At 71.4% G+C, this 20,347-nt stretch carries 11 protein-coding genes; 4 read left to right on the forward strand and 7 right to left on the reverse strand.

Features of this window, described 5'->3' with window-relative positions; translation table 11 throughout:
* Nucleotides 1-38 precede the first annotated feature (38 nt).
* Nucleotides 39-350 carry a hypothetical protein gene (locus HY049_01380; GenBank protein ID MBI3447561.1) on the reverse strand — a complete coding sequence of 104 codons (312 nt, stop codon included), beginning with the start codon at nt 348-350 and terminating at the stop codon, nt 39-41.
* 391 nt (nt 351-741) lie between these two features.
* On the opposite strand from HY049_01380, the gene HY049_01385 reads away from it, so the two are divergent.
* The 4 genes from HY049_01385 (at nt 742) to HY049_01400 (ending at nt 3,869) form a co-directional block, all read left to right on the forward strand.
* Nucleotides 742-1,299 carry a hypothetical protein gene (locus HY049_01385; protein MBI3447562.1) on the forward strand — a complete coding sequence of 186 codons (558 nt, stop codon included), beginning with the start codon at nt 742-744 and terminating at the stop codon, nt 1,297-1,299.
* Between the two features lie 34 nt (nt 1,300-1,333).
* On the forward strand, nt 1,334-2,029 hold the full coding sequence (locus HY049_01390; GenBank protein MBI3447563.1) for a class D sortase: 696 nt from the start codon (nt 1,334-1,336) through the stop codon (nt 2,027-2,029).
* An 80-nt stretch (nt 2,030-2,109) separates the two neighbouring features.
* Nucleotides 2,110-3,147 carry a hypothetical protein gene (locus HY049_01395; protein ID MBI3447564.1) on the forward strand — a complete coding sequence of 346 codons (1,038 nt, stop codon included), beginning with the start codon at nt 2,110-2,112 and terminating at the stop codon, nt 3,145-3,147.
* A 41-nt stretch (nt 3,148-3,188) separates the two neighbouring features.
* Entirely contained in the window at nt 3,189-3,869 is a 681-nt protein-coding gene (locus HY049_01400; GenBank protein MBI3447565.1) for a lipid-binding SYLF domain-containing protein, read from the forward strand.
* A 23-nt stretch (nt 3,870-3,892) separates the two neighbouring features.
* Here the strand turns inward: HY049_01400 and HY049_01405 are convergent, their stop codons facing one another.
* From HY049_01405 to HY049_01430, 6 genes are all read right to left on the reverse strand, one after another.
* Nucleotides 3,893-4,108 (reverse strand): MbtH family protein, encoded by a 216-nt coding sequence (locus tag HY049_01405; protein MBI3447566.1) that lies wholly within the window; start codon nt 4,106-4,108, stop codon nt 3,893-3,895.
* Between the two features lie 33 nt (nt 4,109-4,141).
* A complete protein-coding gene (locus HY049_01410; GenBank protein ID MBI3447567.1) occupies nt 4,142-5,440 on the reverse strand; it encodes an MFS transporter in 1,299 nt (432 codons plus the stop codon).
* Nucleotides 5,440-6,738 carry a nickel-dependent lactate racemase gene (larA, locus tag HY049_01415; protein ID MBI3447568.1) on the reverse strand — a complete coding sequence of 433 codons (1,299 nt, stop codon included), beginning with the start codon at nt 6,736-6,738 and terminating at the stop codon, nt 5,440-5,442. Before larA ends, HY049_01410 begins: the two co-directional genes overlap by 1 nt.
* A complete protein-coding gene (locus HY049_01420) occupies nt 6,731-7,942 on the reverse strand; it encodes a PLP-dependent aminotransferase family protein (protein ID MBI3447569.1) in 1,212 nt (403 codons plus the stop codon). The genes larA and HY049_01420 overlap by 8 nt, the downstream gene beginning before the upstream one ends.
* Nucleotides 7,939-9,033, reverse strand: coding sequence for a 4-hydroxyphenylpyruvate dioxygenase (gene hppD / locus HY049_01425; protein ID MBI3447570.1), 1,095 nt, complete (start codon nt 9,031-9,033; stop codon nt 7,939-7,941). The genes HY049_01420 and hppD overlap by 4 nt, the downstream gene beginning before the upstream one ends.
* Nucleotides 9,026-20,347, reverse strand: an 11,322-nt coding sequence (locus tag HY049_01430; GenBank protein ID MBI3447571.1) for an amino acid adenylation domain-containing protein, incomplete at its 5' end; no start/stop codon positions are given. The genes HY049_01430 and hppD, both read right to left, overlap by 8 nt.

Raw genomic sequence — 20,347 nt, forward strand, 5'->3', positions numbered from 1 at the left:
ACAACATCATACTACATCCCTCACGCCCCGTGGCTGGTTCAACCTTCGGACGGGCGGATCGCGATCACGGACTCGTGCTCCCCTTTCTCGTTGTCCTGGCACGTCAGCGTCACCCTGTCGCCCGATTTGAACTTCCTGGCCGCCTCGACTGCGGCACCGGTCAACAGGGCCGTGTGCTTCTGTCCGTCGTCGCCGTTGATCGTGATCGTCTTCGCTTCGAGATCCAGGGCCACGACGATTGCGGTGACCTCGTGCGTCTTGCGCGCCCCGTCCGCCGCCACCGACGCGGCGACGCAGACGAAGAAGACACCCAGCAGAACGCTCGACGCTCTCTTCAGCATCTTCGACATGTACGACCTCCCCGCGGGGCGTTCATGGGCTGAACCGATCAGCAGGCATTCGGCGCGCCATGCGCTCCCGCTGGGACGGCGGCTCGCAAGTCGCGCGCGCCCGTCGTCTGGTGCGGATTGTTCTTGATTGAGCGACGCGGCTGGGACGCGGAAGTCCGGATAGTCCGGAGGATTCGAACGCATGTGTGTCGTTCTTTCCGGACTCGCTCGCGTGAGCCGAGGGCGCCGAACCCGACATAACGATTGACGCTTCAACTTCTTGCCGCGATCCGGCGGCCCGTGGCACTCATGTTGCCTCCTGTGATGGCAACCAGCTCATGACTCCGGTTCGCGGGTCGGTGGTTCCCGCGGTCGCAAAGGGTGCGCCGGAGTCGTGCTTGGAGGTGACGTCATGAAGAAGGCGTGGCTGCTCTTCGCCGTCCTCGTCGTATCGGCTGCGGCGCTGACCCTTGCGTTGGCTCAGAGCCCGGCCGGAGACAGCGCGTCCACCCCCGCACCGGCTCCACCCTCGACCCTCAGCGGCGCCACGATCGTCACGGTGAGCCCCACCTCGATCGCGGTGAAGACCGATCCCGGTGGTCAGATCTCGCTCGTGACCGATACGGGCACCGTCATGCCGGCGGAGCCGAAAGTCGGAGATGGCGTCGACGTCGAGTACGAAATGAGCCCGTCGGGTCGGATGCGGGCCGTCCGTGTGACAGGCACTGCGGGGGGTGGGACCGTTCCCCCGTCCCAGAGCGCGACGACTTCGCCGCAGGACACGGCGCCGCCGCCGCAGAGCGAGGACGGTCGGCAGGCGAACTCGCAGACCAGGCAGATGCCGAAGACCGCCAGCCTGCTGCCGCTCGCGGCATTGTTCGGCGTGCTGTCGATCACGGCGTCTCTGGCGCTGCGGGCTTCCTCCCGCTCGCGTCGTCGGCTCACTTCGATCGGAAGGATCGACGCGTGAGGGTGATCCGGAGCTGAACACCGTGGAGGAGCCGATGCCCGCTGGGCACTCGGCTCCTCTGCACTCTTTCTCCACGTCTGCGCTCCGGTGGATCGAGCGGGGGTTTCTGGCCGTCGGTCTGCTTCTGCTCTCCACCGCCGCCGCCGGGATGCTAAATCGCGAGTGGAGCCAGGAACACGATGCGCGCTGGCTCGAGGCCGCGCGTCGGGAACCCGCTGCGCCGGCACGGCGGCCGCGGGAGAACGACGTCGTCGGCCGAATCGAGATCGATCGCATCGGTCTGTCGGTGTCGGTGCGCGAGGGAGACGGGGCGCGGGTTCTCCGCGTGGCCGCCGGGCATCCTCCGGCGACTCCGCTTCCAGGTGAAAACGGGAACGTCGTCGTCGCGGGCCATCGCGACTCCTCTTTCAGAACCCTGAAGGAAATTCGTCCGGGAGACCGCGTGCGCTTTTCGACGCCGTGGCACGTCTACGAGTACGTCGTCGCGCACACCTCGATTGTCGCCGCCGAGCGGATGAGTGTCCTCGACCCGACCCCACAGAACACGCTCACGCTGATCACCTGCTACCCGTTCGGGTTCATCGGCCCGGCTCCGCAGCGGTTCATCGTCCGAGCGCTCGAGGTCGACCGCTCGCACGACGCGGAAGCGGAGGCCGGGACCGCGCGACGTCCACCGATGGTGACAGCGAATCGGGTCGCTCGCAGCGCGCGACGCGGGGCAAGTCGTTGAGTTTCCGCGGTGGCATCGCCATTGCTGAAGACGGCGGTACGACGGGCGCTTCAGCCCGTCGAAACTGACGAGGTGACACGATGCGCACAGGAATCTCACGATCGATCGCGACCCTCGCGGTCGCTCTCGCTCTGACGCTGAGCGGCGTGCTCGTCTCCCCCGCAGAGGCGGGCGTTTCGTTCGATCTCTTCTACTCCAACCTGAGCCCGCACGGGAACTGGCAGGTCTCCGCCCAGTACGGCAGGGTCTGGCGGCCGTCGGTGGCTGCTGTGGACTGGAGCCCGTATATCGACGGACACTGGGTCTACACCGATCTCGGATGGAGCTGGGTCTCCGACTATGCCTGGGGAGCCATTCCGTATCATTACGGCACCTGGGTGGCCGATTCCGCATTCGGCTGGGTGTGGGTGCCCGGCTACACCTGGGCCCCCGCGTGGGTCACGTTCAGATCGGGGCCTGACTACATCGGGTGGGCCCCGGTGGCCCCGGGATTCGCCGTCGGCGTCTCCGTCGGACTCGCGTTGCCGGCCCCATCCAGCTTCGTCTTCGTTTCCTGCCACGACTTCCTCACGCCGAGCCTGCATGGGTCCGTCCTCCCTTACTCGAGGGCGACGGTCGTCTTCAACAACACACGGGTCGTGAACAATCTCTCGGTTCAGAACAACGTCGTCGTGAACCGCGGGCTGAACGTGACCACGATCGAGCGCGCGAGCGGACGGAGGGTCGAGGCCGTGCCGATCGAGCGCGTGGGCCGCGTGGCCTCGGAGGGGCGCTTCAACCGATCCGACATCGCCGTCGGCAGGCGCGGATCGCGGAACGGTCTTCGCGCCGCCGAGCCGGTGCCCGCGAGCCGGCCGCTTCCCGGTTCGGGCCATCGACGTGACGGGCAGGGTTCGAATCCTCCCAGCGCCACGCGCCACTCGACCATCAGCCCGACGCGTCCGTCGGGCAGGACATCCGTCGTCTCGAGTGCTCCACCCCCGCGACGAGTCGCCAGCCGCCCCGAGGCGAGAATCTCTCGCGGGCTCTCGCACCCGGGCGTGCGGCCGGTGCCGAACAGGTCGAGCCATCCCTCCGCGAAAGACCCGCCATCGCGCAAGCCCCACGAATCCCGATAGGCGGAAAACCCGGCAGGAACGAAAGAACGAAAGGAGGTCTCATGCGCGCACTCATTAGAACGTGCATCGCGTTGCTCGTCGTGAGCCCCGTGTTCGCCCTCGGCCCGAAGGACACCAAGCGGCTCCACGACGCGGAGACGGTTCTCACGGACTCCGTGACCGCGCCTGACAGGGGGATCCCGCAGGGTCTCCTGGAGCGGGCCGAGTGCATCGGCGTCTTCCCGGGAGTAAAGAAGGGCGCCTTCATCGTCGGCGGGAAGTTCGGGAGGGGTGTCTTCACCTGCCGTACGAAGGACGGCACGATGGGGGCCCCCGCGTTCTTCTCGATTGGGGGGGGGAGCTTCGGCTGGCAGTTCGGAGGCCAGGAGGCCGACCTCGTGCTCCTGATCATGAACGAGGACGGCGTGAAGCATCTCCTCCAGGATCACTTCACGATCGGCGGCGAGCTCTCCGCGGCAGCCGGCCCCGTCGGCCGAACGACGGACGCCGCGACGGACGCCCAGCTCCACGCGGAGATGCTCTCGTGGTCGCGCTCGCGCGGCCTCTTCCTCGGGGCGTCGCTCGAGGGGGCGGTTCTCAATCAGACGAAGAAAGCCAACGAGAGCCTTTACGGGAAGCCGGTGACCGCGAAGGAGGTGCTCGTCGATCAGAGCGTCGGCGTTACCGCGCCGGCGAAATCATTCGTGGCCGTGGCGACGAAGGACTCCCGTCGATCGTCCTGACGCTCGGGCCTGCGGCCGCTGAGTCAGCTCTTCGCGTCCATCTGCTTGCGGAGGCTCAGCGGCCGCATGTCGGTCCAGACCTCCTTCACGTGCGCGAGGCACTCGGCCTTCGTGCCGCTCTTTCCGGCCTCGCGCCAGCCGGCCGGGATGTCCCGGTCCGCCGGCCAGATCGAGTACTGCTCCTCGTGGTTGACCACGACGCGGTAGATCGTCTTGTCATCCGGATCGTCGCTGAACATGCGCTCCTCCCTGTCCGTGAATCGTGAATGAACTCATCCTGACACTTCCGCGGGGATCGGCGCCCGCGCGATCGCCGCCTCGTCGTCGAGCCGCCGGAGGGGCTGGAAGATCCCGCCCGCCATCGCGGTCGCGATGCTGAGCGCCCCCGAGAGGACCAAGATCACCGCGATCCCCCGCTTCGGCCCGGCGCCCACGACGGCGCCGAACACGGGCACGAGCGCGCCGCCGCGCGCCATCAGCGGCTCGAAGACCCGATCGGCGAGCGGCCCCGCGACGAGCGAGGCAAGGGGCATCGCCGACATCGCCAGGGTGACGCGCGCGGAGAAGACGCGCCCCTGGAGATCGGCAGGGACCGCTCTCTGCCAGATCACCTGGCTCGATCCCGATTGCAGTGGCAGCGTGAAGAAGAAGACGAAGGCCGCCGCCCCGAGCCAGAGGGTGGACGAGGTCATTCCGGCGGCCGCGACGGCCACGCCCGAGCCGCCGGCAAAGAGGGCCGCGCCGAGGGCCGGCCGTCGGGGACCTCCCCACACGCTCATGATCGCGCTCCCCGCGATCATCCCCACCCCGCCGAGCGAGAGGAGGGTACCGAGGGCCGCGGGTGAGGCGATGCCGAGCACCAGCGGCGTGAAGAGCACCGAGGCCAGCTCGGCGAAGAAGTTCACCACGGCGAACAAGAGGAGGAGCGCCGCCAGCCCGCTTCGCGAGAAGATGTACTTCCATCCGAACGGGAGATCGCGCCAGTAGCTCGTGGGCGCCGGTCCGTCCCCGGCGCGCCCCGGGATCGCCGCGAAGGAGAGCATCAGCGCCGAGAAGAGGAAGCTCGCGAAATCGAGCGCCGTGATCCCGGCGAGGCCGATCCAGTCGACGAGCGCCCCCGCGACGACCGGGGCGGCGATTTGGGACGCGGCCTGCGCGAGGTTCGTCAACCCGCTTGCGCGCCCCAGCTGCTCGCGCGGAACGATCTGCGTCACCACCGCGGAATAGGCGGGGAACTGGAAGGCGGCGACGCTCGACGTGAAGGCGACGATGACGCAGGCGTGCATCAGCGACAGCGATTCGGTCCACGCGAGGAAACCCACGGCGGCGGTCGCTGCGGCCCCGGCCAGATCGCAGGCGATCAGGAGCCGCTTCCGGTTCCAGCGATCGATGAGCGGGCCGGCGAGCGGCAGGACGACGAGGGGAGGGACCGCCGCGCAGAAGATGACGAGGGCGTACTGCGTCGTCGAGTCGCTCCGGAGGAAGATCCATACCCCCAGGGAGAAGGCGGTGAGCCCCGAACCGACGAGCGAGACGATCAGCCCGACCCACACGAAGGCGAAGGCGCGCATCAGCCCACCCTCGCTTCGTCGAGGACCGGCAGCGTCGCGATTCCCCGAGGGACGATGTACCCCCGCCCGCCGGGGATCGCCGCCATCGCCTCGTCGAGCGTCTCGCACGGAATCATCCCCATCCTCCGCACGGTCTCCGGATCGAGACCCGAGACGAGGCGCACGCGGTAGCGCTCGGACTTCCAACGGATCCCCCAGGCCGTCTGCCCGTTGATCCGGTAGTTGTCCACGAGCTTCCGCGCCGTGGACTCGGAGCCGCCGGGGACGAACCATTCGAGGAAGTCGTCCCGCCCCAGCCCTTCGGAGCATTCGGCGAGGAGGACGAGATCCCCGCCGTCGTTCAGCACGACGCGGGCGTGCTCGAGCGCCTTGTGCGACTGGATGACGTTCAGGTCGCGGGGCGCTCCGCCGCAGCTCACGACGACGACGTCCCGCCGCTCCGGCGCCCCGATCGAGTGCGCCGCGCGGTACTCGCCGCACCCCGCCCGGTGGGCGGCGCGCCAGTGTCCCGTGTACGCTCTGGTGACGCGGCCCGCCCCGTCGACGACCGTATTGACGAGGTAGGACGGCCCGAAGAGCGCCGCGCACGCCTCCATGTCCTCGCTGACGGGGTTGCCGTCCAGCCGCCCCGACTCGACGCCGTCCGCCTTGCGGAGTGTCGCCCGATCGAACCCGAGGAGGTGGTTCCTCTGGATCGCCGGGTCCGATCCGCACCCCGGCAGGAGCCCCTTCCGCCCGCCGCTGAATCCCGCGAAGTAGTGGAATCCGATGGCGCCGACGAGGACGACATGGTCGGCGTCGACGAGCCGCCGGTTGATCTCGACGGGCGTCCCCCGCTCCGTCGTGCCGAGTGCCACGTGGGCGGCGGCGTCGAAGGCGTCGTGGGCGTGGATCGCGACGCGGCGCGCGACGTCGTCGCCGACGATCCGCGCGATCTCCCCGGCCGTCGGCGCCCGGTGCGTGCCGCCGCCGACGAGAAACTCGACGCGCGAGTCCGGGACCGAGAGGGCGTTGAGCCGGGCGAGGAGGAGGGGGGCCACGCGGTTCGAGCCGCTGGCCCGCGTCGCGTCCGGGACGACGACGCACACGCGGTGACCCGGCCGCACGATCTCCGCGAGGGGTGGCGATCCGATCGGATCGTCGAGACGCGCCGCGAGCGCGGCGTCGTCGAGCGCCCGCTCCTCCGGGCCGCCGGCGTCGAGGATGTCGAAGCGCGCGGGGTCGAAGGCGAAGTCCACGCGCCCTCGGCCGAATCCGAGCGAGATCGTCGCGGCCCCCCGTCTCACGGCGTCACCCACGCCGGGTCTCCCCGCCGCCCGTGGCCGCGACGACCTCGATCGATCGCCGAAGGCGCGCCATCCCTTCGACGATCGCGTCCGGCGTGAGCGCGCTGAAGCTGAGGCGCATCGACGAGACGGCCGGTCGTGCGTCGCCGGCCGCGAAGGCGGGGCCCGGAAGAAAGGCGACCTGCTCGCGCTCGAGGGAGATCCCGAGAAGCTCCGTCGCGTCGATGGAGTGCGGCATCTCGGCCCAGACGAAGAAGCCCGCGCGAGGGACCGACCAGCGGGTGCCGCGGGGAAACGTCGTCGCCATAGCGCCCAGCATCGCGTCGCGGCGGCGCGCGTACTCGCCTCGCAGGGCGTCGAGGTGCGCGTCGAACCCTCCCGCCGCGACGAACGCCGCGATCGCGCGCTGGCCGAGAGTCGCCGTGTCGATGTCGCTCGCCTCCTTGAGCGACGCGAGGGGGCCGATGAGCTTCTCGGGGGCGACGATCCATCCCGTCCTCAGGGCGGGCGCGAGCGTCTTCGAGAACGACCCGAGGTAGAGCACCCAGTCCGGCTCGAAGGCTCGCAGCGCCGGGAGATCCTTCCCGTCGTAGGAGAGCATCCCGTACGCGTCGTCCTCGACGATCGGCACGCCGTGCTCGCGGGCGAGCGCGGCCAGCCTTTGGCGCGAGGCGACGGGCATCGACGCCCCGCTCGGGTTGTGGCCGTCCGACATCGCGTAGACCAGCGCCGGCTTCGGCCCGGAGCTGAGTGCCCGCTCGATCGCGCCGACGTCGATCCCCTCCTGCGGGCTCCACGGGACGGTGACGAGCCGCGGCCGGAGCGGCGCGATCGCCTGATGGAAGCCCGTGTAGCCGTGATCCTCGAGCAGGACCGGATCGCCCGGGTTCACGAGGAGGCGGGTGAGGAGCGCCATCCCCTGCTGCGCCCCCGCCGTGAGGAAGACCTGTTCCGGGGAGCAGGTGACCCCCCGGCGCCGCATCAGCGCTGCCGCGAACGAGCGAAGGTCGGACGACGGGGGGCCGTACTGGAGCGCCCGCGGATCCGCGGCGAGCGTCGCGCCGATCGCCTCCTGGAGTCCCCGCGTCGGGAAGTGGTCGGCCGCCGGCAATCCGAGGGCGAACGAGACGACGCCCGGCCGGGCCGTCGCCACGAGCATCTCCTGGAGCGCGGATCGCTTCAGCGATCCCGTCCAGTCGGCGAGATCGAGGCTCACAGATTCCCCCGCGTCGCCTGCTCGCGCTCGACCGCCTCGAAGAGGCCACGGACGTTGCCGCCGCCGAACCCCTTCGCCCCCTTCCGCTGAACGATCTCGAGGAAGCCGGTCGGCCTCCCGGTCACGGGGCGCGTGAAGACCTGGAGAAGGTATCCCCACCGATCGCGATCGACGAGGATGTTCAGCTCGCGCAGCTCGCGCACCTCCTCCTCGATCGCGCCGACGCGGTCCTCGAGGCCGTCGTAGTACGTCCGCGGCGTCTCGAGGAAGTCGATCCCCGCCTCCCGCAGCGCGCGGACCGTCCGGACGATGTCCGTCGAAAGAAGCGCGAGGTGCTGCGCCCCCGCGCCGCGGTGGTAGTCGAGGTACTCCTCGATCTGCGACCTGCTCTTCCCCGGCGCCGGCTCCATCAGGGGAAGCTTGATGGCTCCGTTCTCGCTCTCGACGACCTTGGAGTTCATCGCGCTCCTGTCGGTCGCGACGTCCTCGTGGTGGCACTCGTGGAATCCGAACGTGTGCTCGTAGAACTCGATCCATCGGGCGAGCGTGCCGGGCTCGACGCACGAGGCGACGTGGTCGACGGCGGCGAGGCCGGCCGGGCGGCCGCCGATGGGCGACGACCACGGCTTGAACCCCGGAAGAAACGCGCCCTCGTACCCGTCCCGCTCGACGAGGGAGTGAACCGTGTCGCCGAACGTCGCGACGACGGCGACGCGGGCGCGGCCCGTCTCGTCGGTGATCGTCCGCGGCTCCTGCACAGGGCGCGCGCCCAGGGCGACGCACCTCTCGAAGGCGCGGGCGGCGTCGTCGACCCTCAGCGCGACGTCGCGGATCGAGTCGCCGTGAAGCCGCGCGGCCTCGGCGATCGCTCCGTCGGGGGTCAGGGCGTTCGTGAAGACGAACCGGATCTCCCCCTGCCGGACGACGAACGACTGGCCGTCGCGACGCCCGGTGGCGAGCCCCGATTCGGCGAGGGGCGTGAACCCGAGGGCGCGCGCATAGAAGTACGCCGACGCGTACCCGTTGCCGACGTAGAACTCGACGTGATCGATCCCGCGAAACATCGAAGACCTCCATCCTCTTTCAGGCATGCTTCTCGACGATGGCCGCGATCGCGCGCGCACCGTCTCCCTTCACCATCGAGTAGTGCGACCCCGGCGCCCACTCGAGAGTCAGCTTCCCGCCGACGTGCCGGCTCCACCCGAGAGTCGGGTCGCCCGGGCCCACGGCGGCGTCGGCGGCCCGGACGAGGACGACGTCGCCGTCGTAGCGCGCGGGGCGGTAGGCGTCGACCGCCTCGAGGCGCGACGCGACACCCGTGAGCCACTCCTCCGCGTCCTCGTCGCGCACCGCGGGCGAGAGCTTCGCCTTCCTCCGGGCGGCGTCGATCGCCGCGGCGGGTGCGTCGGCCTCGACGCCCCACAGAAAGGCGGCGGCGCGCGCGATGGCCGGCGCGGGCGGGCGCTCGTCGCGCTCCGCCGCGACGTCGAGGAGGATCAGCGCCCCCACGGCGCGGCCAAGACGGCGCAGCTCGCGCGCGGCCTCGAGGGCGACCAGCCCACCGTAAGACCAGCCGAGGAGGTCGATCGGTCCCATGGGGATCTTCCGGACGATGGCCCGGGCGTACCGGGCCCCCGCCTCCCCGATGCTCTCGGGCCTCGATCCCGTGATCCCCTGGATGCCGTAGACCGGGCGGCGCGCGTCGAGATGCCCCGCGATGCCGCGAAACTCCGCGACCCCTCCCGCGAGCTCGTGCACGCAGACGAGCGGCCGCGGCCCCGGGCCGCTCCGGAGCGTCACGAGGGGGGAGACGTCCCCCGCTCCTCCCCGGATCATCCGGGCGAGCCCGGCGATCGTCGGCTCGTGGAAGACGGCCGCCACCGGGAGGTCCGCCTTCAGCTCCCTCCGGATCCCCGAGACGAGGCGCACCGCGAGAAGGGAGTTTCCTCCCGCCTCGAAGAAACTTTCGGCGACGTCCACGCGCTCGCTGCGGAGCGTCTCCCCCCAGATGCGCGCCACGTCCCGCTCGAGATCGTCGCGGGGGGCGAGCCCGGCCGCGTGCCGCGGCGCCGCGTCGGGGAGGGCCCGCCGGTCGATCTTCCCCGTCGCCGTGCGAGGCATCGATTCGAGCGTGACGTACGCGCGCGGGATCATGTAGTCGGGGAGCCACGCGCGCAGCGCGTCGATCGCGTGCGCGGGATCGAACGGGCCGCCGCCGGTGGCGACGTGGGCCACGAGGTGCCGGCTCGCTCCCTGGCCCCACACGGAGACCGCCGCCTCGCGAGCCCCCGGAATCCGGACGAGCGCGGACTCGATCTCGCCGATTTCGATCCGATAGCCGCGGAGCTTCACCTGCCCGTCGCGCCGGCCGAGGAAGACGAGCGAGCCGTCGTCGAGCCTTCGGGCGAGGTCGCCGGTCCTGTACATCCGCGATCCCTGTGTCTTCGAGAACGGATCGGGGACGAAGGCCGCGGCCGTCTCCGCGGGGCGCGCGGCGTACCCCCGCGCCAGGACGGAGCCGCCGATGCAGATCTCGCCGATCGCTCCGATCGGCACGGGCCGGAGGGCCGGGTCCACGAGGTGGATCGTGGTGTTCGCGATGGGGACCCCCATCGGGACGGGATCGCTCGGTTCGTCGGGATTCCGGAAGTGGCGCGTCGCCGCGAAGATGATCGCCTCGGTCGGCCCGTACCCGTTCACCACGTCGAGAGGGGCCACCGCCGCGCGCAGCACCGCCGCGATCCGCGAGGCGCTCGGGCTCTCGCCGCCTGTATCGAGGCGTCGCAGGCTGGCGGGGAGCGCGCGGCCGGTCCGCGCGAGATCGTCCGCGAGCTCGTGGAAGTAGCCCACGGGAAGGTAGGCCGATGTGATCCCCTGCCGCGCGAAGCGGTCGAGGAGATCCGCCGGCGTCTCCCCCCGGGGGTCCGGGTGGATGACGACGGCGGCGCCGCTCGCGAGCGTCGTGAAGATCTCGTCGATCGAAGCGTCGAAGACGGGCGAGCTGAAGTAGAGCGAGCGGCCGTCGGGGCCGAGGTCGTGCCGCGTCGCCTGGCCGGCCACGTGATCCGCCACCGCCCGATGCTCGAGAACCGATCCCTTCGGCTCACCGGTCGATCCGGAGGTGAAGAGGACGTACGCGGCGTTCCCCGGGACGGCGAGGGGGGGCACCGGCCCGGCGCTCTCGAGCCCGAGATCGTCCGCGTCGGCCCGCACGACGGGCAGGCGGCACGCGGGGATCGCCCCCTCGAGGCCCCGCTCGGCGAGGACGACGCCCACTCCCGCGGCGGCGACCATGAAGGCGAGCCTCTCCTTCGGCAAGGCCGGATCGAGCGGGACACAGACCCCCCCCGACTTGAGGATCCCGAGCATCGCGGCGATGGACGAGGCGGTCCGGCCGGCGAGGAGCGCGACGCCGATCTCGGGCGCGACGCCGGCGCGACGAAGCCGTCGCGCGATCCGGTTCGCGCCGGCGTCGAGCTCGGCGAAGGTCAGCGTCGCGTCGTCGGCGACGACCGCGATCCGATCTCCGGCAGCCCGCGCCGCCTCCTCCACCAGCTCGTGCAGGCAGCGGGGCGCGCGGGGAACCTCGGTCTCGTTCGTGGCGTCGACCCGGGCCTTCTCGCGCGGAGTCCGCACGTCCACGTCGGCGATCCGCGCGTCGGGGTTGCGCCCGAGGCTCCGGACGATCGCCATGAAGTGCCCGATCATCCTCGCGGCCGTCGCGGCGTCGAACAGGTCGGTGTCGTACGTCAGCGAGCCCGGGATCCTTCCCTCCGCCTCCGCCATCGCGAGCGTGAGATCGAACGGGGTCGATCCTGTGTCAGCCGGAAGGGTCTCGAGCGTGAGGCCCTCCGCCAGCCTCTCCTCGAGGGTGTCCCGCGCGGAGCGCTGGAGGAGGAACATCGCGTCGAAGATCGGGTTGCGGCTCATGTCGCGCGGCACGCCGAGCGCGTCGATGACCTCCTCGAAGGGGACGTCCTGATGGGCGGAGGCGTCGAGGACGCGATCGCGCGCGCGGGCGACGAGCTGTCTCATCGTGGCGGAGGGATCGACGCGCAGGCGGATGGGAAGCGTGTTCGAGAAGAATCCGATGAGGGTCTCCGAATCCTCGCGCGTCCGGTTCGCGACCGGCGTTCCGACCACGACGTCGGCGCTCCCCGCGTAGCGGGAGAGGAGAGCGTGGAAGCACGCGAGGAGCGCCTGGAAGAGCGACGCCCCCTCGCTCCGGGCGAATCGCTCGATCGCCGCGATGTCGTCCAGCGCGAGCTCGAAGCCGACGCTCGCGCCGCGCAGACCGCGTCGAGCGGATCGAGGCCGGTCCGTGGGGATCTCGAGCGGCTCGACCCCCTCGAGCTCGCGGCGCCAGTAGTCGAGCTGCCTCTCGAGCTCCCCGCCGCCGAGCCACTCCCGCTGCCGGGCGGCCCAGTCGGCGTACTGGATCGGGAGATCCGGGAGCGGCTGGGGTCGCCCGGCCGCGAAGGCTGCGTAGAGCGCCTTCATCTCGCGGACGAAGACGTCCATCGACCATCCATCGGTCGCGATGTGGTGGATCACGATCGCGAGCGCGTGGTCGTCGGCGGCGATCTTGAAGAGGTGCGCCCGCCAGATCGGCCCCGCCGCCAGATCGAACGGGATGGCGACCTCCCCTGCGATCCGCCGCCGCGCCTCCCCCGCAGGGTCGGCCGTCCCCGACAGGTCCACCATCTCCAGGAGACTCTCTCTCGCCCCGGCGAAGGACTGCTCCGGGTCCTCGCTTCCCTCGCGGATGCGGGCCCGCAGAATCTCGTGCCGGCCCTCGATCGCCGCCAGCGCGCGATCGAGCGCGACGGCGTCGAGAGCCCCCTTCAATCCCAGCGCGGTCGCGACGTTGTACGAGCTGTTTCCGGGATCGAGCCGGTCGAGGAACCAGAGCCGGCGCTGCGCATACGAGAGGGGGACCGCACCGCTCCGATCCGCGCGCGCCGACCATCGGGAGGGATCTTCGGCGCGCGCTGCGGACTCGACCTTCGCGGCGAGCCCCCCGACCGTCGGGCTCTCGAAGACGGCGCGCAGCGGGATCTCGACCCCCAGGGCGCTTTTCAGGCGCGAGAGCACCTGCGTCGCGAGGAGCGAGTGCCCTCCCAGCTCGAAGAAACCGTCCGAGGCGCCGACGCTCTCGATACCGAGGACCTCGCCGAAAATGCGCGCGACCTCCCGCTCGACCGGCGTTCTCGGCGCGATGAAAGCTGCGGTCGGCCGGACGCCTGCGGGCGACGGGAGGGCGCGACGGTCGAGCTTCCCGTTGGGCGTCAGCGGCATCCTGTCGAGGACCACGAAAGCGGCGGGGACCATCGCCTCCGGCAACCGCTCGGCAGCGTGGGCGGCGAGGGCCGGGGCGAGGGCGCCGGCGATCGTCGAGCGTAACGGGAGGTTCGTGAGCGGCGCTCGGGAGTCCGCGGGAGCCGGAACGGCGAGCGCCGCCGGGCGGCGAGCCGCTTCCTTCCGGGCGAACAGGACGTCGAACGTCTCGGGGCGCTCGCGCGACAGCCCCGCGATGCCAATCCAACCCGGGGCCGCGAGGGCGATGGCGTCGTCCGGGTGCATCGCGCCGAAGTTGGCGGTGCTGACGCCCGCGCCGGCGACCGCACGCACGTCGCGCGCCGTCTTGCCGTCGATCTCCCCGGAGTCCAGGAGCCGGGCGGCCTCGATGGGATCGATCACGCGGGCGTTCGGCACGTCCCGCACGACCACGTCCTCGGCCCCCGAGCGGAAGGCTGCGTCGAGTCGGTCTCCCGCGCCGCCGTCCCACGCGATCTCCAGCGCGGCGGCGCCCCCGGGGCCCGCTCCCACCTCGAGGACGACGTCGTATCGGAAGCGCGTCAGCTCGTTGTCGGCCCGACCGCGCTTGACGAAGGCCTCGACCCGGACCTTGCGCCCGTGGCGCCGCGCGGCCTCGGCGAAGAAGGGGGGGGAGACGAGGAGCTCTTCCTCGCGCTCCACGAGCTGGTGCATCCGGGCGCGCGCCTCGGCCGCCGGCGCCTCGGCGGCGGCGCCGTGGAGGGCCAGCGAGGCGGCGAACGCGCGCTGCAGCCTTGCGTCGCGGACGTCGCCGACGAAAACGCGCCCGCCCACGCCGACCGACCTCAGCGCTCCTTCGAGGACCCTCTCGAGGTAGGAGGCGTCGGGGAAGTACTGCACGACGGAGTTGAGGACGACGGTGTCGAACGAGCCCGGCGCGAGGTCGCGGAAATCGTCGGCGAGTCGCTCGTGCAGGACGACGTGCGCGAGATCCGGGCGCCCCGCCATCGCCTTCCGGACGCAATCCAGCGAGACGCGCGAAAAGTCCGTCGCGATGTAACGCTCGCAACGCGGGGCCACCTGGGTGAGGAGCAGCCCGGTGCCGCAGCCGACCTCGAGTACGCTCCGGGGCCCGGCGGCCGAGAGGGAGAGGATCCTCTCGACCGTCGTCTCGCGCCACTCGCGCATCTCCTCGGGATCGATCGGATCCCCCGTGTAGCTGCTGTTCCATCCGGTGATGTTGAACGCGAGGTCCCCGGCCCCCGAGGCGGTCAGGTACGTGGCGTCGTAGAGATCGCGCCACCGCTCGATGTGCTCCCTCTCCCACGCCTCGCGCGCCGCCTCGCCGCGGCGGGGGACGACGTAGGCGACGAGGCGCGTCTCGCCGTCCCCCGGCAGCGGCATCACCGCCGCGCTCTCGACGGCGGGATGGCCGGCGAGGACCGATTCGATCTCGCCGGGCTCGATCCGGTGGCCGCGGATCTTCACCTGCGAGTCGGACCGGCCGAGGAACTCGATCCGCCCATCGGCGAGGCGCCGGACCCTGTCCCCCGTGCGGTACATCCGGGCCGAGGGGTCGCCGGAGAAGGGATCCGGGACGAATCGCTCGGCCGTGAGATCGGGCCGCCCGGTGTACCCGCGGGCCACCCCCGCCCCGGCGACGTACAGCTCGCCGGCGGCGCCGAGAGGCGCGGGGCGGAGCCTCCCGTCGAGGACGTGGGCGCGCGCGTTGGCGATCGGGCGGCCAATCGAAGGGAAGGGAAGGGAGGCGCCCGCATCGACGTCACCCGAGGTCGCGACGACGGTCGTCTCCGTCGGCCCGTAGTTGTTGACCACGCGGAAGGGGAGGCGCGAGACGTCGATCGCGTGCAGGCGGTCGCCGCCCGTCAGCAGGGCGCGCAGATCGCATGTCGCCGGCCAATCGAGCGCGAGGCACGCCTCGGCGAGGGGGGTCGGCAGAAAGCTGATCGTGACGCGCCCGGCGACGAGCCAGTCGCGCAGGGCCCCGGCGTCGAGGCGCGTCTCCTCGCCGGGGATCAGAAGGCACGCCCCCGACGCGAGGTACGGCCACATCTCCCACACGCTCGCGTCGAAGCCGGTGCCGGCGACGAGCGTGGCGCGATCGCCCGCGCCCACGCCGAACGCGTCGCGGTGCCACGCCACGAGATGCGCGAGGTTCCCGTGCGTCACCTCGACACCGTTCGGCTCGCCGGTCGAGCCCGAGGTGAAGATCACGTACGCGAGGTCGCCGGCGGAGACATCCACCGGCGGGAGATCCGGCCGCGATCCGTCGTCGGGCCGCGCCGGCTCGATCTCGATCAGCGGCCGCTCCGGCGTCGCGTGGCGCCCGGCCGCGAGCGACCGCGGGGCGAGGAGGACGCGCGCCCCCGATCGCGCGAGCAGAAAGTCGACGCGCGAGCGGGGATTCGCCGGATCCACCGGAACGTAGGCGGCCCCCGCTTTCGAGACGGCCAGCGCCGCGATCACGTGCTCGATGGATCGCGGGGCGAGGATGGCCGCACGATCTCCGAGGCCGACGCCGAGCCGGCCCAGCCGGGCCGCCAGGTCGCTCGCCCGGGCGTCGAGGTCGCCGTACGTGAGGACGCCGCCCGCCGTCTCGATCGCGGGCGCCTCGGGGGCGCGCGCCGCCTGCCGCTCGAAGAGCCGGTGAACCGGGGCGCCGTCGAGCTCGAGGGACTCTCCGCGGGCGTGCACGCGGCTCTCGAGCTCCAACTCGTCGCCGGCCGCGATGCGCAGCTCGGAAATCCGCCGCCCCGGTTCGGCGGCGATCGACGCGAGGATGGTCGCGTATCTTTCGACGAGGCGCCGCGCGGTCGTCTCGTCGAAGAGATCCGAGCTGTAGAAGAGGGATCCGCCCAACCCGCCTGCGGCATCGTCCCAGAGGTGGACCTCCAGGTCAAAGCGCGTCGTCCACGAGTCGAACGGAAACGAGCCGATCGAGAGGCCCGGAAGATCGAAGCTCCCCTGCGGCGCGTTCTGAAGGGCGAAGGCGATCTGGAATATCGGGTTGCGGCCGAGATCGCGCGATGGGTGAAGCTCCTCGACGAGCCTCTCGAAGGGAAGATCCTGGTGCGCGAAGGCCTCGAGGGTCGTCTCCCGGGCGCGCGCGAGGAGCTCGCGGAAGGTGGGATCCCCCGAGACGTCCACGCGAAGCACGAGCGTGTTCACGAAGAAACCAATGAGGGGCTCGAGCTCGAGATGCGTCCGGTTCGCGATTCCGGTACCGACGGAGACGTCGGTCTCTCCGGTCAGGCGGGAGAGGAGGGCGTCGAAGGCGGCGAGGAGGCCCATGAACAGGGTGCCGCCCCCCTCCTCCGCGAGAGCGCGGATCGCCGAGGCAACGTGTGCGGGGATTGCCACTTCCGCGCGTCCGCTCCGGAACGACTGGACCTTCGGCCGCGGGCGGTCCGCCGGGATCTCGACCGGCGGCGGGATCGGAGTCAGCCGCTCCCGCCAGTAACCAAGCTCGCTTTCGAGACGCTCCCCGACGATCGTCCGGTGCTGCCACACGGAGAAGTCGGCGTACTGGAGCGGGAGATCCGGAAGCGGCGACGGCCTCCCCGCGGCGAACGCGCCGTAGAGCGCCGCCACCTCGCGCATCAGGACTCCCGTCGACCAGCCGTCCGAGACGATGTGGTGCATCGTCATCGTGAAGAGATGGTCGCGCTCCCCCAGCCTCACCGCGCGCGCGCGGACGAGCGGGCCGCGCTCGAGATCGAACGGCCGGAGCGCCTCCTCGGCGACCAGCCCGCGCGCGGTCTCCTCCGCATCCACCCGGCCTGCGAGATCGATCACTTCGAGGTGAGGGTCGGGCGGCGCCGCGATCACCTGGCGCGGGCCGTCCGGCCCCTCGACGAAGCGTGTGCGGAGCGCCTCGTGCCGGCGCAGGATCTCGCCGAGGGCGCGGCGGAGCGCGGCGACGTCGAGATCGCCGGCGAGCCTCAGGACGTTCGGGATGTTGTACGCCGCCATCCCCGGAACGAGCTTGTGAAGGAACCAGAGGCGGGCCTGCGCGAAGGAGAGCGGGATCGAATCCGGTCGCGGCACCGTCACGAGCTTCCCGGAGCGGGACGAGGACGGCGACGAGTCGAGGTACGCGGCGAGGGCCTCGACGGTGGGCGATTCGAAGATCACACGGAGCGGCACCTCGACTCCCAGCGCCGACCTCAGGCGCGCGGTGACCTGCGTCGCCAGCAGCGAATGCCCCCCGAGTTCGAAAAAGCTGTCGGTCGCGGCCACGCCGTCGACTTTCAGGAGATTCGCGAAGACGCGCGCGATCGCGATCTCCGTCGGAGTCCTCGGAGGCGGGCCGCCCGCGTCGCCGCGCCGCGCACCGTCGGGTGCCGGCAGGGCCCGGCGATCGATCTTTCCTTGCGTCGTGAGAGGGAAGGCGTCCAGGAAGACGAAGCGGGACGGGATCATCGGGCGCGGCAGGATCGCGTGGAGGGCGCGGCGCAGCACGGCGGCGTCCCGTCCCGCGCCGGGAGCGGGGACGACGTAGGCGATGATCTCCGCCTCCCCGCGCGCCCCGTGGGGCACGGCCACCGCCCCCCGAACTTCCTTGAGGGAGGCGATCGCCGCCTCGATCTCGCCGATCTCCACGCGGAAGCCGCGAATCTTCACCTGCCCGTCGCGGCGCCCCAGGAACTCGATACGCCCGCGGCGATTCCAGCGCGTCACATCTCCGGTTCGGTAGAGGCGCGAGCCGGGAGGGCCGTGAGGGTCGGGGACGAACCTGTCGGCCGTGAGATCCGGTCGGCCGGCGTACCCGCGCGAGACCCCCTCGCCGCCGATGAAGAGCTCCCCGGGCGCTCCGGTCGGAACCGGCTGCATCGCCGCGTCGAGGACGTAGACGCGCGTCGTCGAGATCGGCGCGCCGATCGGGACGCGGGGGCCGATCTCGCTTCCGGGATGGAGCACCTCGCAGCACGCCGCCGTGGTCGTCTCGGTTGGGCCGTAGGCGTTGACGAATCGCCGGCATCCCGCGTCGAGAAGCCGCCGCACGTGGACCGGGGAGACGACGTCGCCGCCGGAGAGAACCTGGGCCACGCCGGCCAGCGCGTGGAGCTCTTCGTCGACGACGATTCTGAAGAGCCCGGCCGTCAGCCAGAGGAAGCTGACGCGGAAGCGGGCGATGAGGCGCGCCATCTCCGCGGGGGAGGCGACGCCGGGGGGCGCGATTGCGAGGCGCCCCCCATGGAGGAGCGCGCCCCAGATCTCGAAGGTCGACGCGTCGAAGGCGACCGGGGCGAGCTGAAGAATCGTCTGGTCGGGGCCGAAGCGCGCGTACTCCGTCCCGCGCACCAGCCGCACCACGTTTCGGTGCGTGACCTCGATTCCCTTGGGGACCCCCGTCGAGCCGGAGGTGAACATCACGTACGCGAGCTGATCGGGGAACGGTCGTGCGGGCTCGAGGGCGTCGTCCGCGGCCATCGCCTCGCGCCGCAGGTCGACGAGAGGAACGGTGGGGATCGAGCCGGCCGGCGTCTCGCGGCCGTCGGTCAGGACGAGGGAGACCCCGGCGTCGGCGAGGTGGCGCGCGATGCGCGAGGGAGGGGCGTCGGGATCGAGGGGGACGTAGGCTCCCCCCGCCCGCAGCACTCCGAGGATCGCGGCGATCAGATCCGGAGAGCGATCCATCGCCAGGGCGACGCGCGTCTCCGCGCGGACGCCGCGGGCCGCGAGGGCCCGGGCGATTCCCGTCGCCTCCTCGAGGAGAGCGCCGTACGAGATCTCCCGCATCTCGGTCACGAGCGCGGGATCCTCCGGGCGGGAGCGCGCCGTCTCCTCGAAGAGGCTGCTGATCGTCGCCATCTCCGGATAGTCGCGGCGCGTGTCGTTCCAGGAGTTCAGGAGACGTGTTCTCTCTCCCGGGGCGAGAGGGTCAATCGCCGAGATGCGCCGCGACGGATCGCGCGCGAGGGACGAGACGAGCGCGACGTATCGGGCCGCGAGATCCCGCATCGTCTCGTCGTCGAACAGATCCGCGGCGTAGACGAGAGATCCCGCGATCCCGCCTCCGGAATCGTCCCAGAGGTGGAGCTCGAGATCGAAACGCGACGAGGCGGCGTCGCAGGGGAACGGCGCGATCGAGAGCCCCGGGAGGTCGAAGACGTCCGCGGGGGCGTTCTGGAAGGCGAAGGCGATCTGGAAGATCGGGTTTCGCGCGAGGTCCCGCGCCGGGTTGAGATCCTCGACGAGGCGCTCGAAGGGGATCTCCTGGTGCGCGAAGGCGCCGAGGGCCGCCTCGCGCGCGCGCCCGATCAGCTCCCGCCAGGTCGGATCCCCCGACGTGTCCACGCGGACGACGAGGGTGTTGACGAAGAAGCCGATCAGCCCCTCGAGCTCGGGAAGGGACCGGTTGGCGACCACGGTGCCGACGGCGACGTCGCTCTCGCCGGCGTGGCGGGCGAGGAGGAGATCGAACGCGGCGAGGAGCGCCATGAAGGGGGTCGCTCCCTCCTCGTGCGCGATGCGCTTCAGGGCTCCCGCCACCGTGGGGTCGAGGGCGAGGCGCGCCGCCCCTCCCCGGAAGCTCGGCACCGCCGGCCTCGATCGATCGGCCGGGAGCTCGAGAGGCGCGGGAAGGGGAGTCAGCCGCTCGCGCCACCAGGCGATCTCGCGCGCGAGGCGCTCCCCCGAGAAGTCGCTTCTCTGCCACTCGGCGAAGTCGCCGTACTGAATCGGGAGCTGCGGGAGAGGCGACGGCCGCCCCGCGCCGAAGGCCTCGTACAGTGCGGCGACCTCCCGGACGAGGACCCCCATGGACCAGCCGTCCGAGACGATGTGGTGCATCGTGAGGAGGAGGACGTGGTCCTCGCGGGCGACCTTCAGGATTCGCGCCCGAAGGAGCGGACCGCGGGCGAGGTCGAAGGGGGCCGCGGCCTCCGCGGACGCGATGCGCCGCGCCTCCGCCTCGCGGTCGGCGGAGGGGACGGCGGAGAGATCGGTGACCGGGAGGTCGAACCTCGACTCGGCGTCGACGATCTGGACGGGGCGGTCCTCCCGAGCCTCGAAGCGCGTCCTCAGGCTCGCGTGGCGACGGATCAGCTCGGTGAGGCAGCGCGCGAGGAGCGCGAGATCGAGGGCCCCGCGCAACCGCAGCGC

This window comes from Acidobacteriota bacterium (assembly GCA_016195325.1).
In the GTDB taxonomy this organism is placed as follows: Bacteria; Acidobacteriota; Polarisedimenticolia; order JACPZX01; family JACPZX01; genus JACPZX01.